This window comes from Streptomyces sp. NPDC090442 (assembly GCF_044769405.1).
In the GTDB taxonomy this organism is placed as follows: Bacteria; Actinomycetota; Actinomycetes; order Streptomycetales; family Streptomycetaceae; genus Streptomyces.
Window position 1 is genome coordinate 129,405 of the sequence record NZ_JBIVXW010000004.1, and the last position, 24,919, is coordinate 154,323.

Here is a 24,919-nt window from a genome sequence, read left to right on the forward strand (position 1 = left end):
ATGACGCCGGACACGATAACGGTCGGCGTCTACCGTCTGAAAGGGCGTAAAGGCGGCCCGTGACCGCGGGTGCTCCCATCTTCGGCAAGATGCACAACTCCGGCAGCGCAGACGCCCTCTGACATCGGTGTCTTACGACTCCTGAATGGCGCTTCTCAGAAACTCATCAGCTCTTGCGGGTCAGGCTGATGAACCACTCTGCGGCGCTGGCCATGCCGACGGTGTTCATCTGCATGTGGCCCGCCTCCTCGCCCTTTGTGTCGAGAGTGAACTCGGGGGAGCTGACGGCGCAGCTCGGTGCGGATGAGCCGGGTTCCTTATTGCCGGGACCGATGAGAAGCCTTCCCTGGTACTCGGCGAACGCCTCGGCCGAGTACCGGCATCGCTGTTTGGTGCTGCTCAGGCGGTTGATCTCGACCGCGTGTCGGGTGCGTTCGTAACCGATCCCGAGCTCGACAGTGGTGCCGTTCGGTGCCAGGCCGTTCCACCAGGTCCGGTAGGCGTCCGGTACGCCGCCCTCGGCGTTGGTGCGCGGGCTCTGCTCGAAGATGTCGCCGCCCCACCTGAGTGTCCCGCCCAACCTGGTGAGCGTGCCCGTGGGTTGCTGCAGGCAGCCCTCCGTGCCGTTGCTGGGGGCGGTGGTCTTGAGTTTGCCCGTGTCGAGCGTGAGGGACTGCTCATCGACCTTGGTGATCACGGCGTCCCAGACGCACAGCGTCCGGTTGTCCATGAGGGCCACCTCGGCGCCCTTCTTCGTGATCACCAGCCGGGCGTGCGACGGTCCCGTTTCCCCGGAGGCCATCAGCGGTTGGCCGAAGCCCACCCAGCGACCGCGGAACGCGCTCGGTACGGGAGTGGACGTGGGGCCCTTCTCGTCGCCCTGCGACGAGAAGGGCGCGAGCAGTCCCGCTCCCACGGCGGCGAGGAGGGCGACGGCCGACGCGACCACCATGCGGGCCCGGGGACGCCGTCGCTCCGGGGCGCGCGCGGCCTCGTCGTATCCCGGCCCGACTGTGGGCGCGTACGCGAGTGCGTCCGGCGGGGGTGCGGCGGGCGCGTGAACGGGCTGAGGTGCGGAGGCTGATTGCTCGGGCTGGGGTGTGGGCGCGGGTGCCGCCTGGGCGTGCGGCGGAGCAGCGCCTGGGCCCGGCACGATGGCCGTATGCGGGCGCAGCGGGTCGAAGTCCAGCAACTGTGCCGCATGTCGCCCGAGTTGGCCGAGCAGTGCGCCCGGCAGCCACTCGGTGGTGTCTTGCGTGGTGGTGCGGGCGGCGACCTGTTCCGGCGTGGGGCGTTGCGCCGGGTCCTTGTGCAGGCATTCCCGTACGAGTCCGAGGAGCGGTTCGGGCAGCCCGTCCAGGTCTGGTTCCTCCTCCGCGACCCGGAACAGCTGGGCGTGCAGACCGTTGCCGGTCGCGCCGAAGGGCTGGCGTCCGGTGGCCGCGTAGGCGAGGACCGAGCCGAGGCAGAACACATCGGAGGCAGCGGTGACTTGGAGTCCGCGGACCTGCTCCGGCGACATGAAGCCGGGGGAGCCGATCACCATGCCGGTGCGGGTCTGGAGACTGTCTCCGCTGATGCTGTCGAGCGCACGGGCGATGCCGAAGTCGATGACGCGCGGCCCGTCGACGGTGACCAGGACGTTGGACGGCTTGAGGTCGCGGTGGACGAGGCCCGCCTCGTGGATGACCTGCAGCGCGAGCGCGAGTCGGTTGGCGAGGACCCTGACCGAGTGTTCGGGCAACGGCCCGTGCCGCTCGGCCACGACGGTGTGCAGGTCGGGCCCGGGAACGTACTGCGTCGCGACCCAGGGTGTCTGCGCGTCGGTATCGGCGTCGAGGACCCCGGCTGTCCAGGCCCCGCCGACCCGCCTCGCCGCGGTGACCTCGCGCGCGAACCGCTTGCGGAATTCGTGGTGCTGGGCGAATTCGGCCTGCACGACCTTGACCGCGACGGTCCGTCCCCCGTCCGACCGGGCGAGGTAGACGAGCCCCATACCGCCGGCGCCGAGGCGGGCGATGAGGCGGTATGGGCCTATGTGGGTCGGGTCTTCGATGGTCAAGTGGTCCACAGGAGCACGATAGACCGGGTCATCCGGTGGGCACACCGGAACCTGCCGAAGCAACAGGCGTGTCCAGCGGCCTCAGTTCACCTTGCGGGAGGCAGAGTCACAGCCCTGCCCTTGGAGGGCCTGGTTGTGCTGTGTTGGGTGGTGTCGTAGGGCTGCCATGCTTGGTCGCCTCCCTGGTCGGGAGGATGCGGATGTGTTGGGTTGTGGAGCCGGTGGTGCTTCAAGTCGCGTGCCAGGACGTGCCCTTGGTGGGGCGCGGTCGGCCGGTCGTCAGCAGGAGGCGTAGCGCCAGTGCCCGCCTTCGTGTGTCCAGGAACGGCCGGCCGCTCTGCGACCGGCCGTTCCGATCTTCTCCAGCTCAAGCCGACGCTTCCGCCCCCGTCTTCCCATCAGCACGCCTCTCATCATCAAGGGTGTTGCGACAAGCACTGGAACTCAGGCGCCCAGACTGGGTCACCGTTCAGCCGACGCCGACAGGGGCGGGGCGCTCCCAACCGCGGGTGGCGCCCCGGCCATTGGGCGGGACTTGCTCAGCACGGTAGTCCTGCGCCCGCGGCAGTCGAAGGTAGACCTTCACGACCGCCCTATGCCGCAGGCTTTTGCAGCCAGTCCGCCTCGGTGGTCCAGAACATCTGGCGTGCCCCGAGGTAGTCGTGAGCGAAGCTCGTGAACCGCTCGCGGGTGTACGGCTTGCCGGTCTTGGGGTCCTTGGCGTTGATGTCGGGTTCCTGGACGGCCATCGCGACGAGGGGGAGGGAGTCCTTGTACTCGTGGAGGAACTTGTAGGAGTTCTCCATCTGGTACGGCCGGTCCGGCAGGGTGTCCGGGCCTCCGATGCCGATCTTCTTGTCCCTGGCGACGTCGAACATTTCCTTCATGCGCTTGTGGTCGTCGTCGTCCGGCAGGAAGTTGATGTACTGGATGAACTGCGTCTTGGCGAAGACCTTCTTACCGAAACGCATGTTGTCGATCTCGGCGTCGATGTAGGACTTCGAGGTGTACTTGGTGTGATCCGTCTTGGTGTCCACCTCGACCGCGGTCTCCGGAAGGTTCACGCCGGCGAGCCTGCCGTCGAACTTCTCCGCCATCGCCTTCAGCATGGCCTGGAAGTCGGCTCGCACGCCCTTGTTCCACTGCGCGACCATGGCCCCGTGGGTGGTGGGGTTGTCGGGGTTCTCATCGACCGTCGGCGCGAGTCCGCCCTCGTCCTTCACGTACTGGGGGACGTTGGCGTCCTTCATGGCTACGTCGAAGAACCGGTCCTGAACCTGGACGAACAGCTTCTTGTGGCGTTCCTGGAGGTACTTGAGGGCATTGTCCAGTCGCGACCACTTGTACTCCCCCTTCTTCCCCTCAAGGGCCTTCCATGGCACCACCACCTGCACGCCCCCGATGTCCTTACGGTCAATCATGGCCTTGACCTTCGGATTCTCGCCGGACGTGGCATCTTCGAAATCGCCGAGCGACATGTACAGGTTGTCCGTCACCTTGCCGTGGGATACGGAGGCGGCGGCCTTGGCGGGGTCGGGAGCCGCAGCAGCGACCCCGACGGCGGACGTCAGGGCGACCGCCGTGAGGACAACAGATCCGACTACACCACGTTGCGTCATCATGAACGGGACGCTAGAGAAACGTTCTTAGCGAAATATAAGAGCGTCCGCCAACGGGTGCGGGCGACCCTGGGGCCCAGGCAGGGCTGTGCTACCTCGATCTTTGGTGACGGCTCGCCCGGTCAACTTGTGGGCGGTTGCTGAGGGTTCAAGGTGCTCCAGGCAGGTTCGTGGCCCGGCTGCAGCCCCAACCACCTCACGTCACTGCTCCAAGCCGTCCTCGCCCTGGAGAAGCGCGCGCTGAGATCTCAGATTGCTTTACTGGGATCTCGCAAGGATACTGGCGCCAGGCCGCTACCCCGCGGCTAAAGATCTCTGTACGTGGCCAGCAAGGACTTGAGAAATGACGATCTTCGAACCGATCACGGGCCGCTACGTCGCGGTCAACGGCGCGCGCACCTACTTCGACGAGGCCGGGGAAGGCATCCCGATCGTGTGTATCCACCCGGGGGCCACCGACTCTCGGGTCTACCGGTACCTTCTGCCGTTGCTCGCCGAACGCGGATATCGCGCGATCGCCCCCGATCTTCCCGGACACTGCCGTTCTTACCCGGCGCAGTGGCAGCCGGGGGCTTCCATTCACGACCACGCCGAGTTCGTGCACGCGTTCGTGCGCACGGTGCTGCCTGGGATCTCTCCGTTCGTACTCGGCGCCTCCGTCGGAGGCCTGACGGCACTGGATCTGGCCGCTCACCATGGAGACAGCTATCGAGGGGTCGTCGCGATGCAGGCAGCGTCGTGGACACCGCTGTCGGCCGAGGCTGCTGCGTTGCTGGCAGGTCGGACGAGCGCACCCGATGCCGGCTGGACGGACCACCTTGAGTACGCGGCGGTTGCCTCGGCGAGCAAGAAGCTGACACCCGGGCAGGAGGTCGAGCTTCGATGGCTTCAGCGCAGCACTTCCCAGCAGGCTGGGCAGCTCGACGGTCAGGCGTGGGCTTCCCATGATCTGCGCGGCCGGCTCGGCGATGTGCGGTGCCCGGTCCTGCTTGTGCAGGGCACCGACGACTTCTTCGTGCAAGATCAGTTGGTCGATGACACGGTCGCGGAAATGGGCTCGGTGGCACAACTGCTGCGGGTGCCTGGCATCGGACATTACCCACCGCTGGAGAATCCGGAGTGGGTTGCGCAGATCGCAGACACCTTCGTCACGCAGACGACGACCGCGACCTGATCGTCTGCTCTGGGCTCCGATGTCTTGCCACCCTCAGACCGACCGATTCGATCGCGTACCCACGACGTCGACTGAAGAAAGTATCGACACTGGGGGCTAGGCAAGGCAGAAGAGCAGCGGCAACAGGCCGCTGCGCCAAGGGGCGCGGGGGCCGTTGGCGAGGGGGCCGTTGGCGAGTAGGGATTTCCTCCCCCTGCCCATCGGCCGCTAGGATCCAAGGGCTTCTCACTGAGATATCAAGTCCTTAGGATGGGCACGTGAAGTATCTGCCTGCCATTCTCAGCGCAGACCATGCCGGCTCGAACGCCACCGATCGTGCGTACCTTGCGATCAAGCGGCGGATCATCGAACTTGAGCTGGAGCCAGGCGCCCATGTCACCAAGTCGGAACTGTCACACCTGGCGGGTGCCGGTGCGATGCCGGTGAGGGAAGCCCTGACTCGGCTGCAGCGCGACGGACTGGTCCAGGCACTACCACGCTCGGGATACCGCATCCTGCCTGTGACCTTGAAGGGGGCACGGGAACTCTGCGCGTTCCGGCAACTGTTGGAAACCGAAGCCGCCGGCCTCACAGCCAGGCTCGGCTGCTCGGCCGACGATCTCGTCCGAATGGAAGAACTCCTCGAAGTCAGCTACGAGTTGGGCAACGCGGAGAGTATCGACGCATTCCTCCGTGCCAACCTGGAGTTCGACACGATCATCGCCAACAGGTGCGGTAATGACATGCTGGCGCAGTCGATCACTCGGGTCTTCGACGAACTGGAACGTATCCTGCGGATCACCTTGAAGTCGCTGCCCTTCTCTGCGTCGGCCGCACATGAGCGACAGGCGATTCTGGATGCCATCCGGAAGCGCGATCCTGCTGCGGCCCGCACGGCCATGGAGGCTCGGGCACGGTCCTCGCAAGAGCAGATCACCGACACGCTCATGTCCAGTTCATCGATCACCGAGGCCAGCATCCAAGTCTCCTGAGGCCCAGGGAAAGCCCTGGGCCGGGAAGTCCCCTGCCTTGCGGTGCACGTATGGCTGGGGCCATAAGGGAGCGCGACTGCTCCAGGCCGTAGGAGAGGCGGCCCTAACAGGCCACGTGCAGCGGCAGATTGACGGTGCCGTGGGCGGGGCCGGCCAGGTCCTCCGGCTGAGCGGTCTCAGCCTCACGGAGCGGCGCCCGTCGTCCGCACGAGGAGCAGATGCTGCGGCCCGCGCAGGATCGGGCTGTGGCGGTAGGGGGGAGGGTCCTCGGCTAGTTGGGGATCGTCCAGGTGGTCGAGCAGCGCGGTCAGCGCGACCTGGGCCTCGATACGGGCGAGCGGTGCGCCGAAGCAGTTGTGGATGCCGCTGCCGAAGCCGAAGTGCTGGTTGTCGCGGCGGGCCGGGTCGAAGTGGTCGGGGTTCTCGAACCGCAGCGGGTCCCGGTTGCCGGAGGCGAGGATCAGGAACAGCGGTGCGCCCTTGGGGATGGCGGTGCCGCCGATCTCGATATCGGTCAGCGGGGTGCGCTGCGGCAGCATCTGCACCGGCGGCTCGTACCGCAGCAGTTCCTCCACCGCCGACGGCATCAGCTCCGGTTCCCGGCGCAGCCGCGCCAGTTCCTCCGGGTGGCGCAGCAGGGTGAGCATCCCGTTGGTGATCAGATTGATCGTGGTCTCGTGCCCCGCGATCATCAGGAGCACCAGCGTCGTCATCAACTCCGGTCTGGTGAGCCGTCCTTCGGGGCCCTCGTCGTGGACCAGCTCGGAGATCATGTCGTCCGAGGGGTGGTGGGCCCGCTCGGCGGCCAGTTCGCCCATGTAGTTGGCCATTGCCGACCGGGCGTCCATGCCCGCGTGTTGTCCGGCCGGGTCGTCGCCCGGGGAGCGGTCGGGGGATTCGATGACGGCGTTTGTCCAGGTACGCAGTTGCGGCATGTTCTCCTGGGGGACGCCCAGCAGCCGGCAGATGACCGTGACCGGCAGCGGGTAGGCGAAGTCGTCGACGAGGTCGATCCGTTCCCTGCCGCGGAACCCGTCGATCAGTTCCCGGGCGATTTCCTCGATGTCGTCGTGCAGGGCGTCGACCCGGCCTGGGGAGTGCGGCGGGCCGAACGGGCGCATCGTCAGACGGCGGAGCCGGTCGTGCTCCGGGTCGTCCACGCGGATGAAGGCCGGTGACAGACCGTCCGGGCGGGCCAGTGCCTCGTTCGGTTCGGTGCGGTTGCGGAGGTCCGAGCTGATCCGCGGGTTGTGCAGCAGCGCGGCGATCTCGTGGTACGTGCCCACCAGGTAGCTGCCGTCGTTCTGCCGGGACACTCCGTTCTCGCGGAGCTCGGCGTAGAGCGGATAGGGGTTGGCGCGGTTCACGTAGTCGATGATCCGCTCCAGCAGGGTCTCCGTGGACATGCGTAGGGCTCCTCGTGGGGTCATCGGAGACGGGCTGCGGCGGGGCCAGTCCCGCCACGCCGAGGCCAGCCGCCGGGCCGGCGGGACCTGCCGCTGAAAGCGGCACTGTCCGAGCCGCGCGGGGTGGCACGCAGGCGCAGGCCGACCGTTGCGAGACCTCCGAAGGTCGTGACCTGGTAGCTGGGTTGTGGTCCGGGGGGCTCGCTCAATTGGTAACAGCGGGCGATCTGCGCGGTCAGGAGCGTCAGCATCGCCATGGCCAGTGCGGCTCCCTCGCAGCCATGCGGCCCGGTACCGAAGGACAGGAAGACCCCGGGTTTCGTCGGCGAGCCCGAGTCATCGAGCCAGCGTTCGGGCCGGAACCGGTCCGGCTCGGAGTGTTCCCGTGCGTCGCGGTGGGCGGTGTAGGGGCAGACGAGAACGGTGGACCCGGCGTCGATGGAGTAGTCGGCGAGCTGGGTCTGTCGCGTGGCGCGCCGGACCAGTAGCCAGCTCGGGGGGTGGAGTCGGAGCACCTCGCGTACGAGTGCCTGGGTGTATCGCAGACTGTCGAGGTGGGTGCTGGTTGTCGCGGCCGGGTCCGCGGGCAGCACGTCTGCTTCGGCCGCGACGCGACCTGCTGCCTGGGGATACCAGGCCAGGTGGAGCAGGATCCAGCCGGCTGCCCGGGAAGGCGTTTCGAAGGTGGCGACGGTGATCCCGGGGAGAGTGTCGAGGATGGCCTCTTCTGTCAGGAGGCCGTAGCGGGGGGAGGGCTGGAGCATCTGTCCCAGCATGTCGTCACCGAGCTGGCCCGATGAACGGCGCCTGCGGACGATCGGGCGCAACGCGTTGGTGAAGGCGACTTGCTGCCGTGTGCGAAACCGTCGTGCCGGGGTGGGGATCCGACGCGGCCATACCCAGCGTGAGGGGCGTTCGAGTACCTCCCGGGCCAGGAAGAGCCGTGTGGCGAAGGGCAGCAGGGTGGGAGCGTCTTCGGAGTAGACGTAGTGCACGCCGATCTCTGCCAGGGCGTTTCGGACCAGGGGCAGGACCTCGACGTCCTCGTCTGTGGGCCACTGGTCAGCGAATCGAGCGGCTCCGAGTGCAATCTCACCGGTCCGGGCCGCGACCGCCTGCGCGCGTAGACCGCGCATGCGGGCGGCGTGCGCGTGTGCACGCTCCTCAGATGTCGGTGCTCGGCTCGACCGCTTCAACGGCGGGAAGAGAGGTGGGGATGCCTGGCGGAAGTCCTGCGCGCGGCGTAGGACTGCTTCGCATGGCCCGGCCGCAGCGGCTACATAGACACCGGGCTCCAGTTGCCAGACGTCCCCGCACTCGTCAGCGCCGCGGCGCGCCACTGCGAGCCGGTCGCGGCTCCAGGCCGCGAAGCTGCCCCCGTGCAGCCGCGGCGGCTTATTCGTCCGGCCCATGAGATCGTCCCCGACTCTCGTACCTGTCCAGGTCGATATCGTCGGCAGTGTGGCTGGGAGCCGCCGGGTGTCCGAGGGCGCCCGGCGGCGGTGCGATCACACCCGGTCGGCGCCGGTGTACGCATCCCACCCGACCCCGTACGCGCCGTAGTGGCGGGTGAAGGACAGCTTGCCGAGCAGTTTGGCGATCATGATGAACTCCTCTCGCCTATCTGAGCCTTCCCGGCCAAGGGTTCGACAAGGAAGTTCTCGGCAGCACTAAATGCCACACGTCCCATGTTGCCACAACTTTCAAATAATGCTATACGCGCTCCGTGGGCGGTCGTGGACGATGCCTCTGGGGCGGCGCTCCCGCTACCTTCCGTGCACCGGTGACTGCGCTGCGGAAAGTGTGCAAGCGAGCGGCCAGGCAAGATGGCCTGGTTGCGGTACCGCCGGAACACTGCGCGGATGTGCTGTCGTGATGCGGCGCTTATGAAGCGTGTTGTCGCGTCCGGTCGCAGCGTCGAGGCCCCAACAGCCCCTGTACGCACCGGGGATGTGCAGAGTATCGTCGGATACGTCCGGATGCGCGACCCGCATCCGCGCGGGACGTGTATCGACTCGCCCAGAGTTGGATCGGTCCAACGCCATGACACGTAGTTAAGTTGCGGATTCCTCGGTCGACTGGCCGGCGTCGCGTTCTCGCCTTCAACCCTGACGGTCCGCAAGGGCACCACGGTGACCTGGGTCCATCAGGATGGGGCTGCGCACACGGTGACTGGCTCGGGCGGCCCGAATTCGCCGGTGCTCAGGGGTGATTCCTTCAACTTCACGTTCAACTCCGCCAGCACGGTCAGTTGTGGCTGCGACGTCCACCCGTTCATGCACGGCTCGGCCGTAGTGAAGTGACGTGATGAAAGACGTGGCAGCCGGCCTCCTGCGAACAGGGTGCGTTGGCTGCCGGTGACGACGTTACCGGGGGTGTGAGATGTGGTTGCTACGGGTGCTCACCGCTGCTGGGCTCGCCGTTGACGCCTACGTCCATATCGACCTCGCGGATGCCTACGACGCGATCGGTACCGGCATCAGCCAAGGGACACTGTTCCGCATCCAGGGAGCGGCGGCGGCGCTCGCGGCCGTCCTGGTGCTGGTGCGCGGGCGGAACCGTTGGGTGTGGGCGTTCGCTTTCCTGGTGGCGGCAGCAGCGCTCGGCGCGGTGCTCCTGTACCGGTACGTGGACGTGGGCTCCCTGGGACCGCTGCCCAACATGTATGAGCCTGTGTGGTATCCGGAGAAGACGGCGTCCGCCGTCGCAGAGGCAGTGGCGGCGTTGGGCGCGGCGGTTGGCTTCGTCACCGTCAGCAGACACCGCACGCCGAGCGGGCGCACGTGAGCAGAAGGCGGCACGATGGCCACGGAAGCTGGCCTCCTCGTGCGGACGGACTCGTGTCTTGTTGGGGGCAGTGACCTTGAGCCAGCCCATGCGCTGGTCGGTGACATGAAAGGCGCAGTCGAGGGTGTGGGCGGACACCCAGATCTCGGTGCCCGCCCACACACACGGACGGGGCCATCGTCGCCCTCACCCCCGGGACCTCGCCGGCCGTTCTCCCGATGCCGCTGGCCATCCCGGTCCGCGAGCTTGTCGCGACTCGCCGCGGTAAGGCCGAGGTCGGCGCCCCGAACGACGTTCCTTGGCTGTTCCCGGGCGGTCTCCAAGGTGTGGGGAACTTCGCGTAATTGCACCTGTCGACGGCGACCACTGTCTAGCGAGCGTCGCTTCGGCCCGCACGCGTCGTGGACATCAGGCTTGCACGCCCTCACCATCGGTACATGACGCTGACGCCGGCCGACGCCGATAAGATCCTCGCCGACAACTTCGCCCCCTGGGTCCTCGACCTCGGCCTGACCGTCGTCGAGACGGGCCACCTCCACGCCGTCCTACGCCTACCCTGGTCCCCCCGCCTCGCCCGCGAGGGTGGCGCTCTGTCCGGCCAGGCCCTGATGGCCGCCGCCGATACAGCCACCGTCATCGCCGTATCGGCCGCCCGCGGCGCGTTCGTCCCCATGACGACGGTCCAGCAGTCGACCACCTTCCAGCGCGCGGTGACCGGCGCGGACACCCTGATCGACGCCAGGATCTCCAAGCTCGGCAAGCGCATGGCGTTCGCCGATATCACCATGACGGCCGACGGAGACCACGAGCCCGCGGCCCGCGCCTCCACGGTGTACGCGCTGTTGAGCTGACTTACGCGTTGCCCGTCACCAGCCAACCGACATCCGGCCGAAACAGGCCACCGCGGAGAATGCGGGCTCCTGGTGTACACCTACCCCGAGCGCGAGGAACGCTCGCTGCGCTGGCTCGCCGTGCACACGCTGCACGAACCGCGCCACCATCTGTGCGACATGCGTTGCCAACTGGATTCCCACGAGGCGCAGTTGGGCTGGCCGGACCTTCGGCAGCGTGGTGGCCTGGCGGGACACGGCCTGGCCGTTGCACCCAGGCTGTTGGTTGCCGGTTCGCGCTCGCCCTTGGGCCGAACCGGCAACCGTCGGCCCCCGCACCGCGGTTGGTCATGCTGCATGCCTGGCTCAGTCGAACGCGGCCCGGTGACCGTCGGCCCAGCTCGCGTAGGTGCGCGCCGTACGGCCGAGGACGGTATGCACGTCGTCGGTGAGCCGGGCGTTTCCTCCCTCGGCGATGTGCCGTTGGCCGCGCATCGCCACCTTCGCGAACTCCGGGGCACGGCCGCCTGCGATCAGTTGCTGCTGCGCCACGTCCAGCGGCACGTCGTCGATGTCGATCGGGCGGTCGAGCACTTTCCGAAGGATCTCCACCTGGAACACCTCGCAGGGGCAGGGGGTCAGTTGACCGGCAGTTCGTCGTTCTCCCGTCGGGAGGCTGTGCCGAGCAATGTACGTGCGACGTCTTCCAGTGATCCGAGCAGCGGGTTGGGATCGTCGGCGCGCGTGGCGAGCACGACTTCGCAGGGATCGATGTCGATGACGGGCACCAGGGCGATGTCCTCGCGCACAGCAGCGCGTCGATCGCCGGCGGGGAAGATCGCGACACAGTGGCCGGTGGCGATGAGTTCCAGCTTGTCCTCGTAGCTGTCGTCGATTGAGGGCGGGGGCGGTGCCGGGCGGTCGCCTACCGGCTTGGGCGTGCTCCAGACAACCGGAGTGCTGACGCAGTCCACCAGTTGCTCGTCCGACAGAGCCCGCAGGCTGACGGTTTTCTCGTTCGCCAGACGATGACTCGCCGACGTCACGAGTACCCGCGACTCCTCGTGGAGCTCGGTCACCCGGAAGCCGTCCGTGGGCAAGGGCAGGGGTCTGTATGCGACGAGAGCGTCGACCCGCCCCTCGGCGAGGGCGTGCGTGTCCCGCCAGTCGAGGTGCCGGGTGCGGACCTGGCAGTCGGGGTGCCGGCGGCGCAGTTCCTGCACACAGGCGGTGATCACCAGCCCTTCGGTATAGCCGACGGTGAGGGTACGGGGCTGGACGGCGGCTCTGGCCAAGTGAGCGGCTTGCTCGGCCTCTTGGAGCAGCATCCGGGCCCTGGGAAGGAATGCCTGACCGGCATCGGTGAGGCTGCTGCCCTGCGGCGAGCGGTCGAAAAGCCGGACACCGAGCTGCGCTTCCAGTCGCTGGATCTGGCGGCTCAGCGAAGGCTGCGCCAAGTGCAGCTTGGTGGCGGCCCGGCCGAAGTTGCCGTACTCCGCCACGACCGTGAAATAGCGCACGAGCCGGAGATCAACGTCCATTCGCCCAGGGTACGTTGCGCGCCGCCATGCGCCTGTGACATGACGGCATACGAAACAGGTCTTGGACAGGGGGTGCGGTGGATATTTGACTGGAGGGCATGACCACTTATGACGGCAAGAAGATCGTGATCACGGGCGGAAGCAGCGGTATCGGCCTGGCTACGGCCCAGTTGTTCGCGGACGGTGGGGCGCACGTACTGATCACCGGCCGCACCGGATCCACTCTGGACGCCGCGCTGGAGCAGTTGGGGAACAAGGCGATCGCCGTCCGTAGCGACGCCGCGTCCCTGAAGGACATCAAGGCGCTGGCCGGCACGGTCCAGGAGCGGTTCGGCGCGGTGGACGCGCTGTTCGTCAACGCCGGCGTCACTGCGTCCGCGCCGTTCGACTCGACGACGGAGGAGATGTACGACGAGTTGTTCGGCATCAACGCCAAGGGCCCGTACTTCACGGTGCAGGCGTTGGCGCCGCTGCTGCGCGAGGGAAGCGGCGTGGTCCTCACCACGTCGGTGGTGAACGTCCGGGGCCTCGACGCGCTCAGTGTCTACTCGGCGAGCAAAGCAGCCCTGCGGTCGATGACGCGCACCCTGGCTCGCGAGCTACTTCCGCGCAAGGTGCGCGTCAATGCCGTGAGCCCCGGCCCTATCGACACGGGCATCCTGGACCGCTCCTCGCTGCCCGCCGACGTCGTCGAGGCGATGAAGGACACCTACCGGAGCACCAACCCGATGCAGCGGCTGGGGACGTCCGAGGAAGTGGCCGCCGCAGTGGCGTACTTGGCGTTCGATGCGACCTTCTCGACGGGAACGGAGTTCCCTGTCGACGGAGGGGCTTCGCAACTCTAGGTGCTCTGACCGCACAGGTTCGCCGGGGCGTCAGGGCGCGGCGAAGAGGGGGCGACCGCCCCAGCGGACGTCCTTCTCGCTGCGGATGCGGGCGCGCTTGCGGCGTTGAGCGTTCAGCACGCCGGGATGGCGGGTGTTCTGGTTTCGCCAGCGTAGAGAGGCGTGCAGGGCTCGGGTCTGCGCGGTGTGGTCGCGGTGGTTGGAGTTGGCGATGGTGAACTGTCGCAGCGGCCCGAGGTGGGCTTCGATCGCCGTCAACGCCAACCGCGCCTCACCCACGGCCACTTCGGCGGCCGCGCATCCGCAACACCCTCGCATGGAACCCCAAACCGTTTTGGGTCGACAGTAGTCGGACCTGGAAACGGGGGACTTCGCCACCAGGCGGTCGCCACACCGATATCGAATCCGGCCTCTGCGACGTGATCGCGAGGTCTGAGATGGCGTCATACACCGCGGTGTCACGAAGGGACGGCCGAGACGCTCTCCGGGCACTGGGCGTGGGTGCGGATCCGTTTCCAGACGTAGTTCAGCGTGTCCGCATCGACATATGGAGATCCGAAGGCGGCCCGGACGGCGGGGCGGCCGTTGACGCTTGTGGGGGTGCACAGGAGCGTGGGGTCGGTTTGCAGACGGGAGAGCAGTTCACGGGTGTTGTCGTCGGTGTCGCGACGGAAGACGACCAGGCCCAGCTCGTGCACCTCCAGGTGAAACCCGGGCGCGGCCGTGATGAGGCGGGCCAGCTGGGTCGCCAGGCGGATGTCGTGACGGATGGCGTTGCGCAGGCCGTCTACGCCGTGGGCCCGCATCACGTACCAGAGCTTGAGGGCCCGCATCGGGCGGCCGAGGGGCACCTGCCAGTCGCGGAAGTCCACGACCTGGCCGGAGTCGGTCGCAGGATTCCGCAGGTATGAGGGGGTGATGCTCATGGCGTCGATGAGTGCGGCACGGTCGGATGTCCACATGACATCGCACGGGGTCCCCGTACGCATCCACTTGTGAGCGTTGACGGCGTAGGAGTCGGCGAGGGCGATGCCGTCGATGAGGTGTCGGTATTCCGGGCACAGTGTCGCGGACCCCGCGTAGGCGGCATCCACGTGCAACCACACGCCTTCTCGCCGGCACAGCTGTCCGATGTCCGGTACGGGGTCCACGGCGCAGGTATCGGTGGTGCCGACGGTAGCGACGACGATGGCGGGGATGAAGCCGGCCGCCCGGTCGGCGTCGATCCGCGCGCTGAGCGCGGCGGGATCCATCCGGCCGGTGCCTGGCAGTGTCGCGATGAGCTGCGGTTCGCCCAGGCCGGCGAGCCGGGCGCCCTTGGGGACGCAGGAGTGGGCCCGTTCGGTGCAGTACATCCGGTAGCGGCCCTCGGTTCCGGATGTACGCCATCGCCCCTCCGACGCCCGTTGAAGGGCCGCCGCAGTGGCCACGAGTACCGCCGATGAGGCGGAGTCCTGAATGACTCCGCCTCCGCGGCCACTCGAATGGTGGAAGATTTCCGGCAGGCCGAGGGCCTGGGCCAACCAGTCCGTGACCACTTGCTCCAGCTCCGTGGCCGCCGGCGATGTCGACCACATCATGCCCTGTACGCCGAGCCCGGCGGTGACGTACTCGGCGAGCACGGACGCCGGGGAGTTGCTGGTCGGGAAGTAGCCCAGGAATGCCGGATGCTGCCAATGGGTCAGGCCCGGGACGATGACCTTCCAGGTGTCGGCCAGCAGTTCCCCGAGGCTCTCCGGTTGCTCGGGAGGCGTCGACGGCAGTGCGGTGAGCAGCGAGCCGGGTTCGCACGGTGGGGTGACCGGCACCTGGCGGGCTGCCAATGCCCGCCAATGGGCGACCAGTTGTCTGGTGGCCGTTTTTACCGCCGCTTCAAACGCGTCATCCATAACGCGAAAGTAGCGACCTTATTATGCCTTGTCTATTGTGTCGCTTATGTGCCCTAGCCGTGTCGAACTCCGGCTTCCCGCCCCGGAGCAGCTACCCGAGAAGCTTGAGTCACTGTGGCGTTCACCCGTTCGAGAAGGCCCCCCGGTTCGCTCGGTCCGGTGTCCGCTGCCCGACCCGCGGGAAGCCGATTACGACGCCTTTTTCGGCGTCATCCGGGTATCCGGTGCACCGGCCGCCCTGCTGCTCTCTGAGGCGCTGGCCGCCACGGTGAGCGCAATGGCCTCGTTGCCCGAGGCCGCCGCCGAACCGGCGCTCCATCAGGCTCTGGAGGTAACCCGTCTGGCTCCCGTCGCGAAACCGGGTCTGACGCCGAATGCGTCCGCTCAGCAGCGCTGGATACACGGGCACCGCCTGTTTTTCACGCTCACCCAAGCGGCCATCGTGGGTTTGCAGGACGCGTTGGCGGCACCGCACGCCCGTTCCTGTGGGGTGGGGGTTGAGGCCACTCGGGTCTTCCTGCGTGCGAGCGCCTCCGCCATGCGCCTGACCGCCTCCTTTTCCCGGTCCGCGTATGAGCGCATCGTGCGGCCTTCCATGGAGCCGTCCCAACATTCCGGCCAAGGCTTCTCCGGATTCTGGTCGGCCGATCACCGCGTGCTCATCACCCGATTGCGTGCCTGGGGTGCAATGCACAGTGAAATATGCAGGGATTCCTGCAAAATACGCCGGCAACTGCTGGAAGCCGTGGACGAGGTGTACGCCGCACACATCGGCGTATGCGAACGCTTCATAGGGGACGGTTCCTCGCTTATGGGGGGATCGGGAAACTCCCTGGATACTCTCGGTAAACTCGCCTCGCATCGCAGCCGGCTTCTTTAGGTCCTTGAGTTGTACCGGGTGTTGCCAGCGACGAGTGCGGCGGATGCCGACTCTCTGACACACCACGTCCGGCCCGGTCCTCGATGAGCAGCAATATCTGACGGACCGGCATATTGATTTGCGTTCACATCCTCGTCCTCTTTCAGGAAGGGATCGAGATGGGTCTCCGAGATGTCCTTCGTTGGGCCACTGCCGGGCAGGAGTCGGTTCCCACAGCAGGGCGGCAGGCCGGCGTCAGGGAATGGAAGGGAGCCTTCTTCGACTACGCAGCGGCGCACCCGGGCACATCGGTCGCGGTGGGGGGTGTCAGCCGCATCACGGGGGACGTGCCCGACCACGAGGAAATGTGTCTCCTGGTGGACCTCGCGGTAGCCCGCTATCCGGAACTCGCAGCAGCACCACCAGATGGGTCCGGCAGAGGGACAGGGACCCCGTTCGCCGCCGCAGACCATGTCTTTCGTATGCCCGTCGCCGCGGGGACACAGTTGGACGGACTGCGCGTCGCGCTGGGCGATCTGGCCGCGGCCCCCTTGCCGGAACGCCTCTGGGGAGTGTGGATTCTGCACGGCTACGCCCCCGACGAATTCGCGGTCGTGCTGCGAGGACATCATGCGCACTTCGACGGCATGCTGCTCAGCGAACTCTTCCGCGGCACCCTCAGTGAGCCTGCCGCCTCCTCAAGGGCAGTCGTCCCGCCGTCCGGCCCAACGGCCCGCCGGGGCCCCGCAGCCGAACTGGCAACCGCCGTCCGCGAAGGCATCGACGCCTTGGGCGGGCTGCGCCGGGCCGCTCGACTCGTACCGGACGGCTTTCCGCTGACAGGCAAGCTGCACTATGCGTGGGGCAGCGTGGAGCTGGCCCGCTTCCGGAAAGTCGCCGCCGCACACGGAGCCACCCCCAACGACCTGTACCTGTCGGCGTTGGCCGGCGCGCTCAAGAGCTGGGCCGAGGAACGCGGCCGGCCGCTGTGCCGGCAACCGATGCGCATGATGGTGCCGGTCACCCTGCGGCGGCGGGACAATGCAGGCAAGAGGGGAAACGCGGTGCTAGGCGCGGCGGTACGGCTGCCCGTCGGCCTGGACGATCCCGTTGAGCGACTGGAGTACGTGAAAGCCCGTACACGCAAGGTCCGTTCGTCGCTGTTCAATCCCCACGCCGGCGCCCTGGGACGGATGGTTCCCGACCGGTTGGGCCGCTGGCTCCTCGAACTCGATCTTCACCCGCGGAGCACGACGGTACTGGCCTCCCACGTTCCCGGACCCGAGCAGCGTCTCCGCCTCGGTGACCGGGTCATCACCGACGTCATGCCACTGAATCTCCTCCCGGCCGGCCACGCGCTCGCGACATGCTTTTCCAGCTATGCCACCACCGCACAGATCTGCTTCGTCGCGGACCGGACAGTCGGCGGCTGCGACGGCCTGGTGCAGCTGTGGATGCATGAGCTGGACGAGATGACGGCGCGCGCCGGGCTGTGATGATGAGCAGAGAAGCGGTCGAAGAGCAGAGGAGGGAGCGGCCCGTCACGCGCCCTCGACACTGGGCCTTGACGTACCGATGGCTGATCCTGGCCCTGGCTCTCCTGGCCGTACTCGGTTCCGGTATCGCTGCCAGCGGCGTGCACGGACGCCTGGTGGACGGCGGATACTTCGATCAGTCGGCCGAGTCGAGCCGCGCGGAACGGCTGCTGACGCAGCGCTACGGATCCGGGACCCCGAAGCTGATGTTCGTGGCCCGATCGACGGGTGCGGTGGACGGGCGGCAGGCTTCGGCGGCCGGTCGGCGGCTCGTCGCCGAACTGGCCGCCGAACCCGGTGTCGTCTTCGTGCGCGCCCCCTGGTCCCCACCCACCCCGTCCCTGCTGTCGGCCGACCGACACGCCGCCCTGCTGACGCTCGCCATCGCAGGGGACGACCAGCAGATGACACGTACCGCGCAGCGCCTGATCCGCAAGTACGCCGGTGCTCGGCCTCCGTTGACCGTGGAGGCGTCCGGACGGCTGTCCTTCAACCGGTACGCCGAACAGCAGAGCCGCCGCGACCTCGTCAGCTCCGAGATGATCGGTGTTCCGCTGGTCTCCGCCGTGCTCCTGGTGGTGTTCGGCTCGGTGCTGGCCTGCGCGCTGCCACTCGCCATGGGGCTGATCAGCGTCACCGGCGCGATGGCCGTCCTCAACCTGCTGGCGCGGCACTATGCGGTGAACGTCTTCGCACTCAACATCCTCACCGCCCTGGGATTCGGGCTGGCGGTGGACTACAGCCTGATCATGGTCAGCCGCTTCCGAGAGGAACTGGACCGCGGTCTGGAGGTGTCGGACGCGGTGCGCGCCACCGTGCGCTCGGCAGGCCGCACGGTCGCGGTTTCGGTAGCCGTGGTGACGCTGTCCCTCTGCGCGCTGCTGTTCTTTCCCACGCCCTTCCACCGCTCGCTGGGCGCCGGTGCCGTGGCGGTGGTATTCCTGGCCGGCGTCGCCGCACTGGTCGTCCAGCCTGCACTGCTCGCGCTCTTCGGGCACCGCCTGAGCCGCCGCTCCGTGCGCGTGCGGTGGTGGCGAGCCCGGGACGCCGGTGCTCCGGACTTCTGGGAACGACTGGCCCGCGCGGTACTGCGGCGCCCACTGGCCGTACTGATCACCGTGTCCGCGTTCCTCGTACTCCTCGCCCTGCCTGCCACCGGGGCGCGCATGGGGTTCATGGACGAGGACTGGCTGCCCCGCGACGCGGCTCCGCGCCTCGCCGCAGAGCGGGCGCGCGCCGAGTTCCCGCTGCTGAACGGGACCACGCTCACGGCGTTGACCCCCGAAATCCCGGCGGGCTCCCCGGCCGCCGACCGTATGGGCCGGACCCTCTCCCGCCTGGCGGGCGTCGACCTGGTTATGGGCGCCGAGGGGAAGTTCCGCGACGGCCACCGCCTCACCGCGCAGCCCGCCCGGCCTGCCGGCAGCGTAGGGCGCGGAACCTGGTACTCCCTCACCACACAGGCCGGACCGTACAGTGCGACGGCTCAACGGCTGGTCGGCACCGTCCGGGCGCAAAAGGGAGCGGGCCCGGTACTGGTGGCAGGGGAGACGGCCGCGCTGGTGGACATGAAGGAGACCCTTGCACGGCACCTGAGTTGGGCCGCCGCGCTGATCATCGCCGCCGTCGGGGTGCTGCTGTTCCTTTTCACGGGGAGCGTGCTCGTCCCGATCAAGGCCGTGGTCATGAACCTGCTGAGCCTGACCGTGGCGTTCGGCGCCATGGTGTCTCTCTTCCAGGAGGGACACCTGTCCCGGCTCCTGGGCGGCACCGCCACCGGCCATGTCGATCCGCTGATTCCGGCGGTGGTGTTCTGCATCGCGTTCGGACTGTCCATGGACTACGAGGTCTTCCTGGTGGCGCGCATCCGCGAGGAGTACCTGCGCACCGGGGACAACGAACGGGCCATCGTCACCGGGTTGCAGCGCACCGGACGGCTGGTGACCGTCGGTGCGCTCGCCATCGTCATCGTCCTCGGCGCGCTGGCTGCCTCCTCGCTGGCCGTTCTGCAGGAACTCGGGGTGTGCCTGGCTCTCACGGTCGCCATCGACGCCACGCTCGTACGGTGCCTGATCGTGCCGGCCCTCATGGGCCTGGCAGGCCGGTGGAACTGGTGGGCCCCCGCTCCGCTCCTGGAGGTACGTGCCCTCGTCCTGTCCCGGCTGGCCAGGGTCCGTATGCCGCACCGACCACCACGAACGTCACGTCAAGTCAGGAGGTGATGCATGGGCCCGCAACGTCTCTTCGCCCCACCACCGAACGACCTCCCCCTGCAACCTCCCCACCGCCCAACCACCCACCATCCGCACTCACTTCATGAGGGACACTGATGACCACCACGTACGAATTCATCGCCGCCCAACTCACCAACCACATGGGCGTGCCCGAAGACATCATCAAGCCCAGCGCCACGTTCGAGGACCTGGAACTCGACTCGCTCTCGATCGTCGAGCTCACCGTGATCATCGAGGACCGGCTCGGCGTCAAACTGACGCAGGAGGACGTCAAGCCGACCTTCGGGGAGTTCTGTCAGGTCGTCGAGCAGCGGCGCACCGGCGGGGAGGCTGTGGGCACGGACACCGCCCGGCAGGACGTACCGACCCCATGACGGCGGTGGATGTCGCGGTCACCGGGCTGGGGCTGGTGACCCCGGCCGGGATCGGTGTCCAGGCGACGTGGGACGGGCTGCTCTCCGGCCGGTCACTGGCCGCCACGGACGAGCAACTGGCCGGCCTTCCGGTGGACATCTCCTGCCGGGTGACCGACTTCGACGCCGCGGCCCTTCTCGGGCGCCGGTTGAGCTGGCGTATCGACAGGTTCATCCAGATGGGGCTGGTCGCCACCCGTGAAGCGGTCACCGATGCCGGATGGGACCCCACCGCCTGGGACGGGGTCCGCGTCGCCGTGGTCCTCGGCAACGGGAACGGCGGCAACGACCAAGTCTCAAAGGATTACGACCTGCTCAACAACGGTCGGCACAAGGCGATTTCCCCCTTGTGCATCACACGTACGGTGGCCAACATGCTCGCCGGGGAAATCAGCGCGGACGTACAGGCACTCGGTCCCAGCCTGGTCACCTCCACCGCCTGCGCGTCCGGGAGCACAGCCATCGGCGTCGCCCGCGACCTGCTCGTCTCCGGAGCGTGCGACATCGCGATCACCGGCGGCAGCGAAAGCGTCTGCTTCCCCATGGCCGCGGCCGGTTTCGCTCAGATGGGAGCCCTGTCCACCAGGGTGCACGACCCCGCCGGTGCGTGCCGGCCGTTCGACGCGGACCGGGACGGGTTCGTGCTGGGCGAGGGTGCGGGCGTCCTCGTCCTGGAACGGCTGGCAGACGCTCACGCCAGAAATGCGCTGGTCCGTGCCCTCGTTGCCGGATACGGAGCCTCCGCCGACGGCTACCACTTCACCTCGCCCGCTCCGGAGGGCCAAGGAGTGGTACGGGCCATCCGCACCGCACTCGCCGATGCCGCCCTGTCGACCTCGGACATCGACCACGTCAACACCCACGGGACGTCCACTCAGCAGAACGATCTGGCCGAAGCGCGCGCTCTGTGCTCGGTCTTCGGCACACCGCCGCCGGTCACGGCAAACAAAAGCATCCTTGGACACTCGATCGGCGGCGCGGGCGGCATCGAGGCCGCCGTCACCGTACTGAGCCTGCAACACCAGACCATCCCGCCGACTGCCAACCTCGATTGCCTCGACCCCGACATCGACCTGGACGTCGTCACCAAGGCCCCCCGCTCCCAGCGCCTGCGCGCGGCACTCAGCAACTCCATCGGCTTCGGCGGTCAGAACGCGGTCCTGGCCTTCCGAACGCCGTAGCACCTCCGAGGTGCTTGAGCGGGCCGGGCGAAAGGCGCCCGGAGTCGTGCCGGCCCCGGGCCTGCCACCAGCGGCAGACCACCGCCTTCGGGGATGTCGTAGTCCGGGGGTCAGGCTGCGGGTTGGCCTTCGGGGCAGCAGGCGTCGCCTTCCAGGGCGGGGGCGTTGCCCATCTGGTCGGCGTCGGCCTTGACGACGTAGACCTCCCAGGGTTCCTTGCCGGGGCCGTGGACCCAGACCTTGTCTTGGAGGGCGTAGCAGCAGGAGGTGTCGTTCTCCTCGAAGGTCGCGAGTCCTGCTTCCTTGAGGGGGTCGGTTGCTGCGGTGACCTGCTTGGTGGAGGTGACCTCCACGCCGAGGTGATCCAGGCGGGTCTCCTGGCCGGGTTCGCCTTCGATCAGGACGAGCTTCAGCGGCGGCTCGGCGATGGCGAAGTTGGCGTAGCCAGGGCGGCGTTTGGCCGGCTCGGTACCGAAGAGCTTGGAGTAGAACTCCACCGACGCTTCGAGGTCGGGGACGTTGAGGGCGAGCTGGACGCGGGACCTGAGGGCCTCCCATCACGTTGCATTGATATGTATCAATACAATCTCGCGCCCTGATTTCAGGTTCGTCAATATAGAAGTATGTCGAATCAAGAGTTTGAGGCACTCGACCAGTCCCAGGAGTGCTGCCCGGGGCTGTTGACTGCACCGCTGGATGAGGACCAGGCCGCCGAGTTGGCGAAGGTCTTCAAGGCGCTGGGGGATCCGGTGCGGCTGCGACTGCTGTCGATGATCGCCTCACGGGCCGGCGGTGAGGTGTGCGTGTGTGATCTGACGCCTGCGTTCGACCTGTCGCAGCCGACGATCTCCCACCACCTCAAGCTGTTGCGGCAGGCCGGGCTGATCGACTGCGAACGGCGCGGGACGTGGGTGTATTACTGGCTGCTGCCCGAGATGACCGACCGTCTCGCCGGGATCCTTCTCCGTCCTGCCGGCCAACCCCTGCACGACCAGGCGCAGACCGAGACCTCCACGGGGGCCACCTCGTGACCACGAAGAACATCACCGAGACTGCGGCCGGGCCGGTAGCCGACCGGCTGTCGTTCCTGGACCGCTTCCTGGCCGCGTGGATCCTGCTGGCCATGGCCGCCGGCCTCGGCCTGGGCCGCCTCGCCCCGGGGCTCGGCGACGCGCTGGCGAAGGTCACCGTCACCGGTGTCTCGCTGCCGATCGCGCTTGGCCTGCTGGTGATGATGTATCCAGTACTGGCCAAGGTCCGCTACGACCGCCTGGACACCGTCACCCGCGACCGCCGCCTGCTGATCCCCTCGCTGGTGATCAACTGGATCGTCGGCCCTGCCGTGATGTTCGCACTGGCCTGGCTCTTCCTACCCGATCTGCCGGAATACCGGACCGGGTTGATCATCGTCGGGTTGGCCCGGTGCATCGCCATGGTCATCATCTGGAACGACCTGGCCTGCGGCGACCGCGAAGCCGCCGCCGTCCTCGTCGCGCTCAACTCCGTCTTCCAGGTCCTCGCGTTCAGCCTGCTCGGCTGGTTCTACCTCTCGGTCCTGCCCGGCTGGCTCGGGCTTGAGCAGACCGGGCTGAACGTCTCGGTGTGGGAGATCGCCCGCAGCGTGCTGATCTTCCTCGGCATCCCCCTCGCCGCATGCTTCCTCACCCGGCGCCTGGGCGAGAAGACCAAGGGCCGCACCTGGTACGAGACGAAGCTCATCCCCCGGATCGGGCCGTTCGCCCTGTGGGGGCTGCTGTTCACGATCATCGTGCTCTTCGCCCTCCAAGGTGACGCGATCACCTCCAAACCCCTTGATGTCGCGCGGATCGCCCTGCCGCTGCTGGTGTACTTCGCCGTCATGTGGGCCGGGTCGATGGCCCTGGGCAAGGCAGTCGGCCTGAGCTACCCCAAGGCCACCACGCTGGCGTTCACCGCCGCGGGCAACAACTTCGAACTCGCCATCGCCGTCGCCATCGCCACCTTCGGCGCGACCTCCGGACAAGCCCTCGCCGGCGTCGTCGGCCCCCTCATCGAGGTGCCCGTGCTGATCGGCCTGGTCTACGTCGCCCTCGCCGCCCGCCGCTTGTTCCCCAACACCCCCGACCTCGCCGGTGAGCCGGTCGCGCCCAAGGAGTCCGCCCGTGACTGAGGCCCGCAAGCCGTCGGTGCTGTTCGTCTGTGTCCACAACGCCGGACGCTCCCAGATGGCCGCCGCGTTCCTCACCCACCTCGCCGGCGACCGGGTGGAGGTCCGCTCGGCCGGTTCCGCTCCCGCGGACGCGGTGAACCCGGCCGTGATCGAGGCGATGGCCGAGGTCGGTATCGACCTGTCCGCCCAGACGCCCAAGGTGCTGACCGTCGAGGCCGTTCAGGTGTCCGACGTGGTGATCACCATGGGCTGCGGCGACGCCTGCCCGGTCTTCCCCGGCAAGCAGTATCTGGACTGGAAGCTGGAGGACCCCGCGGGCCGAGGCGTCGAGGCTGTCCGTCCCATCAGGGACGCGATCCAAAGCCGCATCGGCCAATTGCTGGCCGAGCTCACCGGCTGACCGGCGCAGGCCGACTGCGGGCCGACCAGGGCAGGCTGATCGCCGTTAGCACCACCGCGAGGAGGTGGAGGCAACGACTGCAGGGTTGCCTCTGTGCCCAAGGTGATCCAGTCGCCCACATACCCCTCCAAGAACAGGCTCATATCCTCGATCGCCAAGTGCGCAAGGTATTCGGGAACTTGGGGATACGGGGCCCGGGTCAAGGGCGGCGCCGCGTTGAGCAGACCGCCCGGCGAAGCGATATGTGCGGTGAAGAGGCGGAACTCACCCCGTCGCGACGGCGCGGCATCGCCGTCGTACCCCGCCCCGGTTGCTCGCCCGCGCGCCATCTGCGCGGTCAGGAAAGGGACTTGACCTCCAGATCACGGAACCCGACAGGGGCGAGCTCAGGGCTTGGCGAGCTATTCGTCCTTGAGGTCCTGGAGGGTGTGGTCGACGCACACCGCGAGGATGACCAGCAACGTGTCGTCCTGCGGGCCCATCACGTCGACGGCGTACGCGTCACGGATGCTGAACCAGCGCCGGGAGATGCGCGCCAGGGTGGTGCCGTCGTGTTGGATGTCGAACTCCCGGTCCCAGAAGTTCCCGACTATCCGCAGCCGCCGCCCGTCGCGCAGACTGACCTTGAACCGGTCGCCGAAGAGGCTGAACGTCCGCTTGCTGATCCAGCCCACCACCTCGTCGTTCTGTTTGATCAGGATGGTGTGGTGGAGGGTGAGGGCCTTCTTGACGATGCTGGCGACCTGGTAGCCCTGGGTGTCCACGAAGTCGAAGGTGGTCCGCAGGCGCAGGAACTTCCTGTTGACCTTGTACAGCTTCTCCCGGTGCTCGGTTTCGATCCAGGCTTCCTCGTGGAAGGCCAACATGCGATCGCGTACCAGGTAGCGCATGGAAAATCCCCGTCCAGATCGTTCGTGTCAGGCCAGCCGGTGGCCCCGTGCTGGCCCAGAGCGTAGCGAGGATCTGTATCCGAGGAGACGCCACCCCACGCGGCCGACCCCGCTGGGCAGTTGTCCCTCTGCCA

The 24,919-nt window shown here is 67.6% G+C and carries 21 protein-coding genes and 2 pseudogenes; 13 read left to right on the top strand and 10 right to left on the bottom strand.

What is annotated here, in order from left to right; genetic code table 11:
* Positions 1-166: 166 nt before the first annotated feature.
* Positions 167-2,071 carry a serine/threonine-protein kinase gene (locus tag ACIQU6_RS04940; RefSeq protein WP_403480217.1) on the bottom strand — a complete coding sequence of 635 codons (1,905 nt, stop codon included), beginning with the start codon at positions 2,069-2,071 and terminating at the stop codon, positions 167-169.
* A 584-nt stretch (positions 2,072-2,655) separates the two neighbouring features.
* Positions 2,656-3,684: a hypothetical protein gene (locus tag ACIQU6_RS04945; RefSeq protein WP_403480218.1), complete on the bottom strand. Its 1,029-nt coding sequence runs from the start codon at positions 3,682-3,684 to the stop codon at positions 2,656-2,658.
* 340 nt (positions 3,685-4,024) lie between these two features.
* On the opposite strand from ACIQU6_RS04945, the gene ACIQU6_RS04950 reads away from it, so the two are divergent.
* Positions 4,025-4,855, top strand: coding sequence for an alpha/beta fold hydrolase (locus ACIQU6_RS04950; protein WP_403480219.1), 831 nt, complete (start codon positions 4,025-4,027; stop codon positions 4,853-4,855).
* Between the two features lie 257 nt (positions 4,856-5,112).
* Entirely contained in the window at positions 5,113-5,826 is a 714-nt protein-coding gene (locus ACIQU6_RS04955) for a GntR family transcriptional regulator (protein WP_403480220.1), read from the top strand.
* 182 nt (positions 5,827-6,008) lie between these two features.
* On the opposite strand, the gene ACIQU6_RS04960 is transcribed toward ACIQU6_RS04955, so the two are convergent.
* Together ACIQU6_RS04960 and ACIQU6_RS04965 are read right to left on the bottom strand one after the other, a co-directional pair.
* A complete protein-coding gene (locus ACIQU6_RS04960; RefSeq protein ID WP_403480221.1) occupies positions 6,009-7,232 on the bottom strand; it encodes a cytochrome P450 in 1,224 nt (407 codons plus the stop codon).
* Positions 7,233-7,252: 20 nt separating this feature from the next.
* Positions 7,253-8,368 carry a cytochrome P450 gene (locus ACIQU6_RS04965; RefSeq protein ID WP_403480222.1) on the bottom strand — a complete coding sequence of 372 codons (1,116 nt, stop codon included), beginning with the start codon at positions 8,366-8,368 and terminating at the stop codon, positions 7,253-7,255.
* 1,246 nt (positions 8,369-9,614) lie between these two features.
* Here ACIQU6_RS04965 and ACIQU6_RS04970 point away from each other — a divergent pair.
* Both ACIQU6_RS04970 and ACIQU6_RS04975 read left to right on the top strand, forming a co-directional pair.
* Positions 9,615-10,019: a hypothetical protein gene (locus tag ACIQU6_RS04970; RefSeq protein ID WP_403480223.1), complete on the top strand. Its 405-nt coding sequence runs from the start codon at positions 9,615-9,617 to the stop codon at positions 10,017-10,019.
* 437 nt (positions 10,020-10,456) lie between these two features.
* Positions 10,457-10,870: a PaaI family thioesterase gene (locus ACIQU6_RS04975; RefSeq protein ID WP_403480224.1), complete on the top strand. Its 414-nt coding sequence runs from the start codon at positions 10,457-10,459 to the stop codon at positions 10,868-10,870.
* Between the two features lie 345 nt (positions 10,871-11,215).
* On the opposite strand, the gene ACIQU6_RS04980 is transcribed toward ACIQU6_RS04975, so the two are convergent.
* A complete protein-coding gene (locus ACIQU6_RS04980; RefSeq protein WP_403480225.1) occupies positions 11,216-11,461 on the bottom strand; it encodes a hypothetical protein in 246 nt (81 codons plus the stop codon).
* Between the two features lie 26 nt (positions 11,462-11,487).
* Entirely contained in the window at positions 11,488-12,390 is a 903-nt protein-coding gene (locus tag ACIQU6_RS04985; RefSeq protein WP_403480226.1) for a LysR family transcriptional regulator, read from the bottom strand.
* A gap of 98 nt (positions 12,391-12,488) precedes the next feature.
* Between ACIQU6_RS04985 and ACIQU6_RS04990 the strand changes: the two genes are divergently transcribed.
* The gene (locus tag ACIQU6_RS04990) at positions 12,489-13,235 is read left to right on the top strand and encodes an SDR family oxidoreductase (protein ID WP_403480227.1); all 747 of its coding nucleotides are present in this window, start codon (positions 12,489-12,491) and stop codon (positions 13,233-13,235) included.
* Positions 13,236-13,265: 30 nt separating this feature from the next.
* Here the strand turns inward: ACIQU6_RS04990 and ACIQU6_RS04995 are convergent.
* Together ACIQU6_RS04995 and ACIQU6_RS05000 are read right to left on the bottom strand one after the other, a co-directional pair.
* Positions 13,266-13,484: pseudogene (locus tag ACIQU6_RS04995) on the bottom strand (IS630 family transposase); the annotation flags it as partial.
* A gap of 209 nt (positions 13,485-13,693) precedes the next feature.
* The gene (locus tag ACIQU6_RS05000; protein WP_403480228.1) at positions 13,694-15,124 is read right to left on the bottom strand and encodes a pyridoxal phosphate-dependent decarboxylase family protein; all 1,431 of its coding nucleotides are present in this window, start codon (positions 15,122-15,124) and stop codon (positions 13,694-13,696) included.
* Between the two features lie 277 nt (positions 15,125-15,401).
* On the opposite strand from ACIQU6_RS05000, the gene ACIQU6_RS05005 reads away from it, so the two are divergent.
* The 5 genes from ACIQU6_RS05005 to ACIQU6_RS05025 all read left to right on the top strand — a co-directional run bounded on the left by ACIQU6_RS05005 (position 15,402) and on the right by ACIQU6_RS05025 (position 21,346).
* Positions 15,402-16,004: a hypothetical protein gene (locus tag ACIQU6_RS05005; protein WP_403480229.1), complete on the top strand. Its 603-nt coding sequence runs from the start codon at positions 15,402-15,404 to the stop codon at positions 16,002-16,004.
* Between the two features lie 344 nt (positions 16,005-16,348).
* On the top strand, positions 16,349-17,479 hold the full coding sequence (locus ACIQU6_RS05010; RefSeq protein WP_403480316.1) for a WS/DGAT domain-containing protein: 1,131 nt from the start codon (positions 16,349-16,351) through the stop codon (positions 17,477-17,479).
* A gap of 68 nt (positions 17,480-17,547) precedes the next feature.
* Positions 17,548-19,740 (top strand): MMPL family transporter, encoded by a 2,193-nt coding sequence (locus ACIQU6_RS05015; RefSeq protein ID WP_403480230.1) that lies wholly within the window; start codon positions 17,548-17,550, stop codon positions 19,738-19,740.
* Positions 19,741-19,847: 107 nt separating this feature from the next.
* Entirely contained in the window at positions 19,848-20,126 is a 279-nt protein-coding gene (locus tag ACIQU6_RS05020) for an acyl carrier protein (protein WP_403480231.1), read from the top strand.
* The gene (locus ACIQU6_RS05025) at positions 20,123-21,346 is read left to right on the top strand and encodes a beta-ketoacyl-[acyl-carrier-protein] synthase family protein (protein WP_403480232.1); all 1,224 of its coding nucleotides are present in this window, start codon (positions 20,123-20,125) and stop codon (positions 21,344-21,346) included. Before ACIQU6_RS05020 ends, ACIQU6_RS05025 begins: the two co-directional genes overlap by 4 nt.
* 110 nt (positions 21,347-21,456) lie before the next feature.
* Here ACIQU6_RS05025 and ACIQU6_RS05030 read toward each other — a convergent pair.
* Positions 21,457-21,888 (bottom strand): annotated as a pseudogene (locus ACIQU6_RS05030) (ArsI/CadI family heavy metal resistance metalloenzyme); the annotation flags it as partial.
* A gap of 81 nt (positions 21,889-21,969) precedes the next feature.
* Here ACIQU6_RS05030 and ACIQU6_RS05035 point away from each other — a divergent pair.
* From ACIQU6_RS05035 to ACIQU6_RS05045, 3 genes are read left to right on the top strand one after another with little or no spacing between them, the layout of a single operon-like run.
* Complete coding sequence (locus tag ACIQU6_RS05035) at positions 21,970-22,377, top strand: ArsR/SmtB family transcription factor (RefSeq protein ID WP_403480233.1); 408 nt, start codon at positions 21,970-21,972, stop codon at positions 22,375-22,377.
* The gene (gene arsB, locus ACIQU6_RS05040) at positions 22,374-23,495 is read left to right on the top strand and encodes an ACR3 family arsenite efflux transporter (protein WP_403480234.1); all 1,122 of its coding nucleotides are present in this window, start codon (positions 22,374-22,376) and stop codon (positions 23,493-23,495) included. The genes ACIQU6_RS05035 and arsB overlap by 4 nt, the downstream gene beginning before the upstream one ends.
* Positions 23,488-23,895 carry an arsenate reductase ArsC gene (locus ACIQU6_RS05045; protein ID WP_403480235.1) on the top strand — a complete coding sequence of 136 codons (408 nt, stop codon included), beginning with the start codon at positions 23,488-23,490 and terminating at the stop codon, positions 23,893-23,895. The genes arsB and ACIQU6_RS05045 overlap by 8 nt, the downstream gene beginning before the upstream one ends.
* 401 nt (positions 23,896-24,296) lie before the next feature.
* On the opposite strand, the gene ACIQU6_RS05050 is transcribed toward ACIQU6_RS05045, so the two are convergent.
* Complete coding sequence (locus tag ACIQU6_RS05050; RefSeq protein ID WP_403480236.1) at positions 24,297-24,785, bottom strand: LURP-one-related/scramblase family protein; 489 nt, start codon at positions 24,783-24,785, stop codon at positions 24,297-24,299.
* Positions 24,786-24,919 lie beyond the last annotated feature (134 nt).

Bases quoted from the DNA above. Each gene is read 5' to 3' on its own strand.
- ACIQU6_RS04950 (WP_403480219.1), top strand. From the start codon at position 4,025: ATGACGATCTTCGAACCGATCACGGGCCGCTACGTCGCGGTCAACGGC.
- ACIQU6_RS05035 (WP_403480233.1), top strand. From the start codon at position 21,970: ATGTCGAATCAAGAGTTTGAGGCACTCGACCAGTCCCAGGAGTGCTGC.
- ACIQU6_RS04985 (WP_403480226.1), bottom strand. From the start codon at position 12,390: ATGGACGTTGATCTCCGGCTCGTGCGCTATTTCACGGTCGTGGCGGAG.
- ACIQU6_RS04945 (WP_403480218.1), bottom strand. From the start codon at position 3,684: ATGATGACGCAACGTGGTGTAGTCGGATCTGTTGTCCTCACGGCGGTC.
- ACIQU6_RS05000 (WP_403480228.1), bottom strand. From the start codon at position 15,124: ATGGATGACGCGTTTGAAGCGGCGGTAAAAACGGCCACCAGACAACTG.
- ACIQU6_RS05005 (WP_403480229.1), top strand. From the start codon at position 15,402: ATGGCCTCGTTGCCCGAGGCCGCCGCCGAACCGGCGCTCCATCAGGCT.
- ACIQU6_RS04960 (WP_403480221.1), bottom strand. From the start codon at position 7,232: ATGTCCACGGAGACCCTGCTGGAGCGGATCATCGACTACGTGAACCGC.
- ACIQU6_RS05025 (WP_403480232.1), top strand. From the start codon at position 20,123: ATGACGGCGGTGGATGTCGCGGTCACCGGGCTGGGGCTGGTGACCCCG.
- ACIQU6_RS05050 (WP_403480236.1), bottom strand. From the start codon at position 24,785: ATGCGCTACCTGGTACGCGATCGCATGTTGGCCTTCCACGAGGAAGCC.
- ACIQU6_RS04970 (WP_403480223.1), top strand. From the start codon at position 9,615: ATGTGGTTGCTACGGGTGCTCACCGCTGCTGGGCTCGCCGTTGACGCC.
- ACIQU6_RS04975 (WP_403480224.1), top strand. From the start codon at position 10,457: ATGACGCTGACGCCGGCCGACGCCGATAAGATCCTCGCCGACAACTTC.
- ACIQU6_RS04990 (WP_403480227.1), top strand. From the start codon at position 12,489: ATGACCACTTATGACGGCAAGAAGATCGTGATCACGGGCGGAAGCAGC.
- ACIQU6_RS04965 (WP_403480222.1), bottom strand. From the start codon at position 8,368: ATGCGCGGTCTACGCGCGCAGGCGGTCGCGGCCCGGACCGGTGAGATT.
- ACIQU6_RS05020 (WP_403480231.1), top strand. From the start codon at position 19,848: ATGACCACCACGTACGAATTCATCGCCGCCCAACTCACCAACCACATG.
- ACIQU6_RS05010 (WP_403480316.1), top strand. From the start codon at position 16,349: ATGTGTCTCCTGGTGGACCTCGCGGTAGCCCGCTATCCGGAACTCGCA.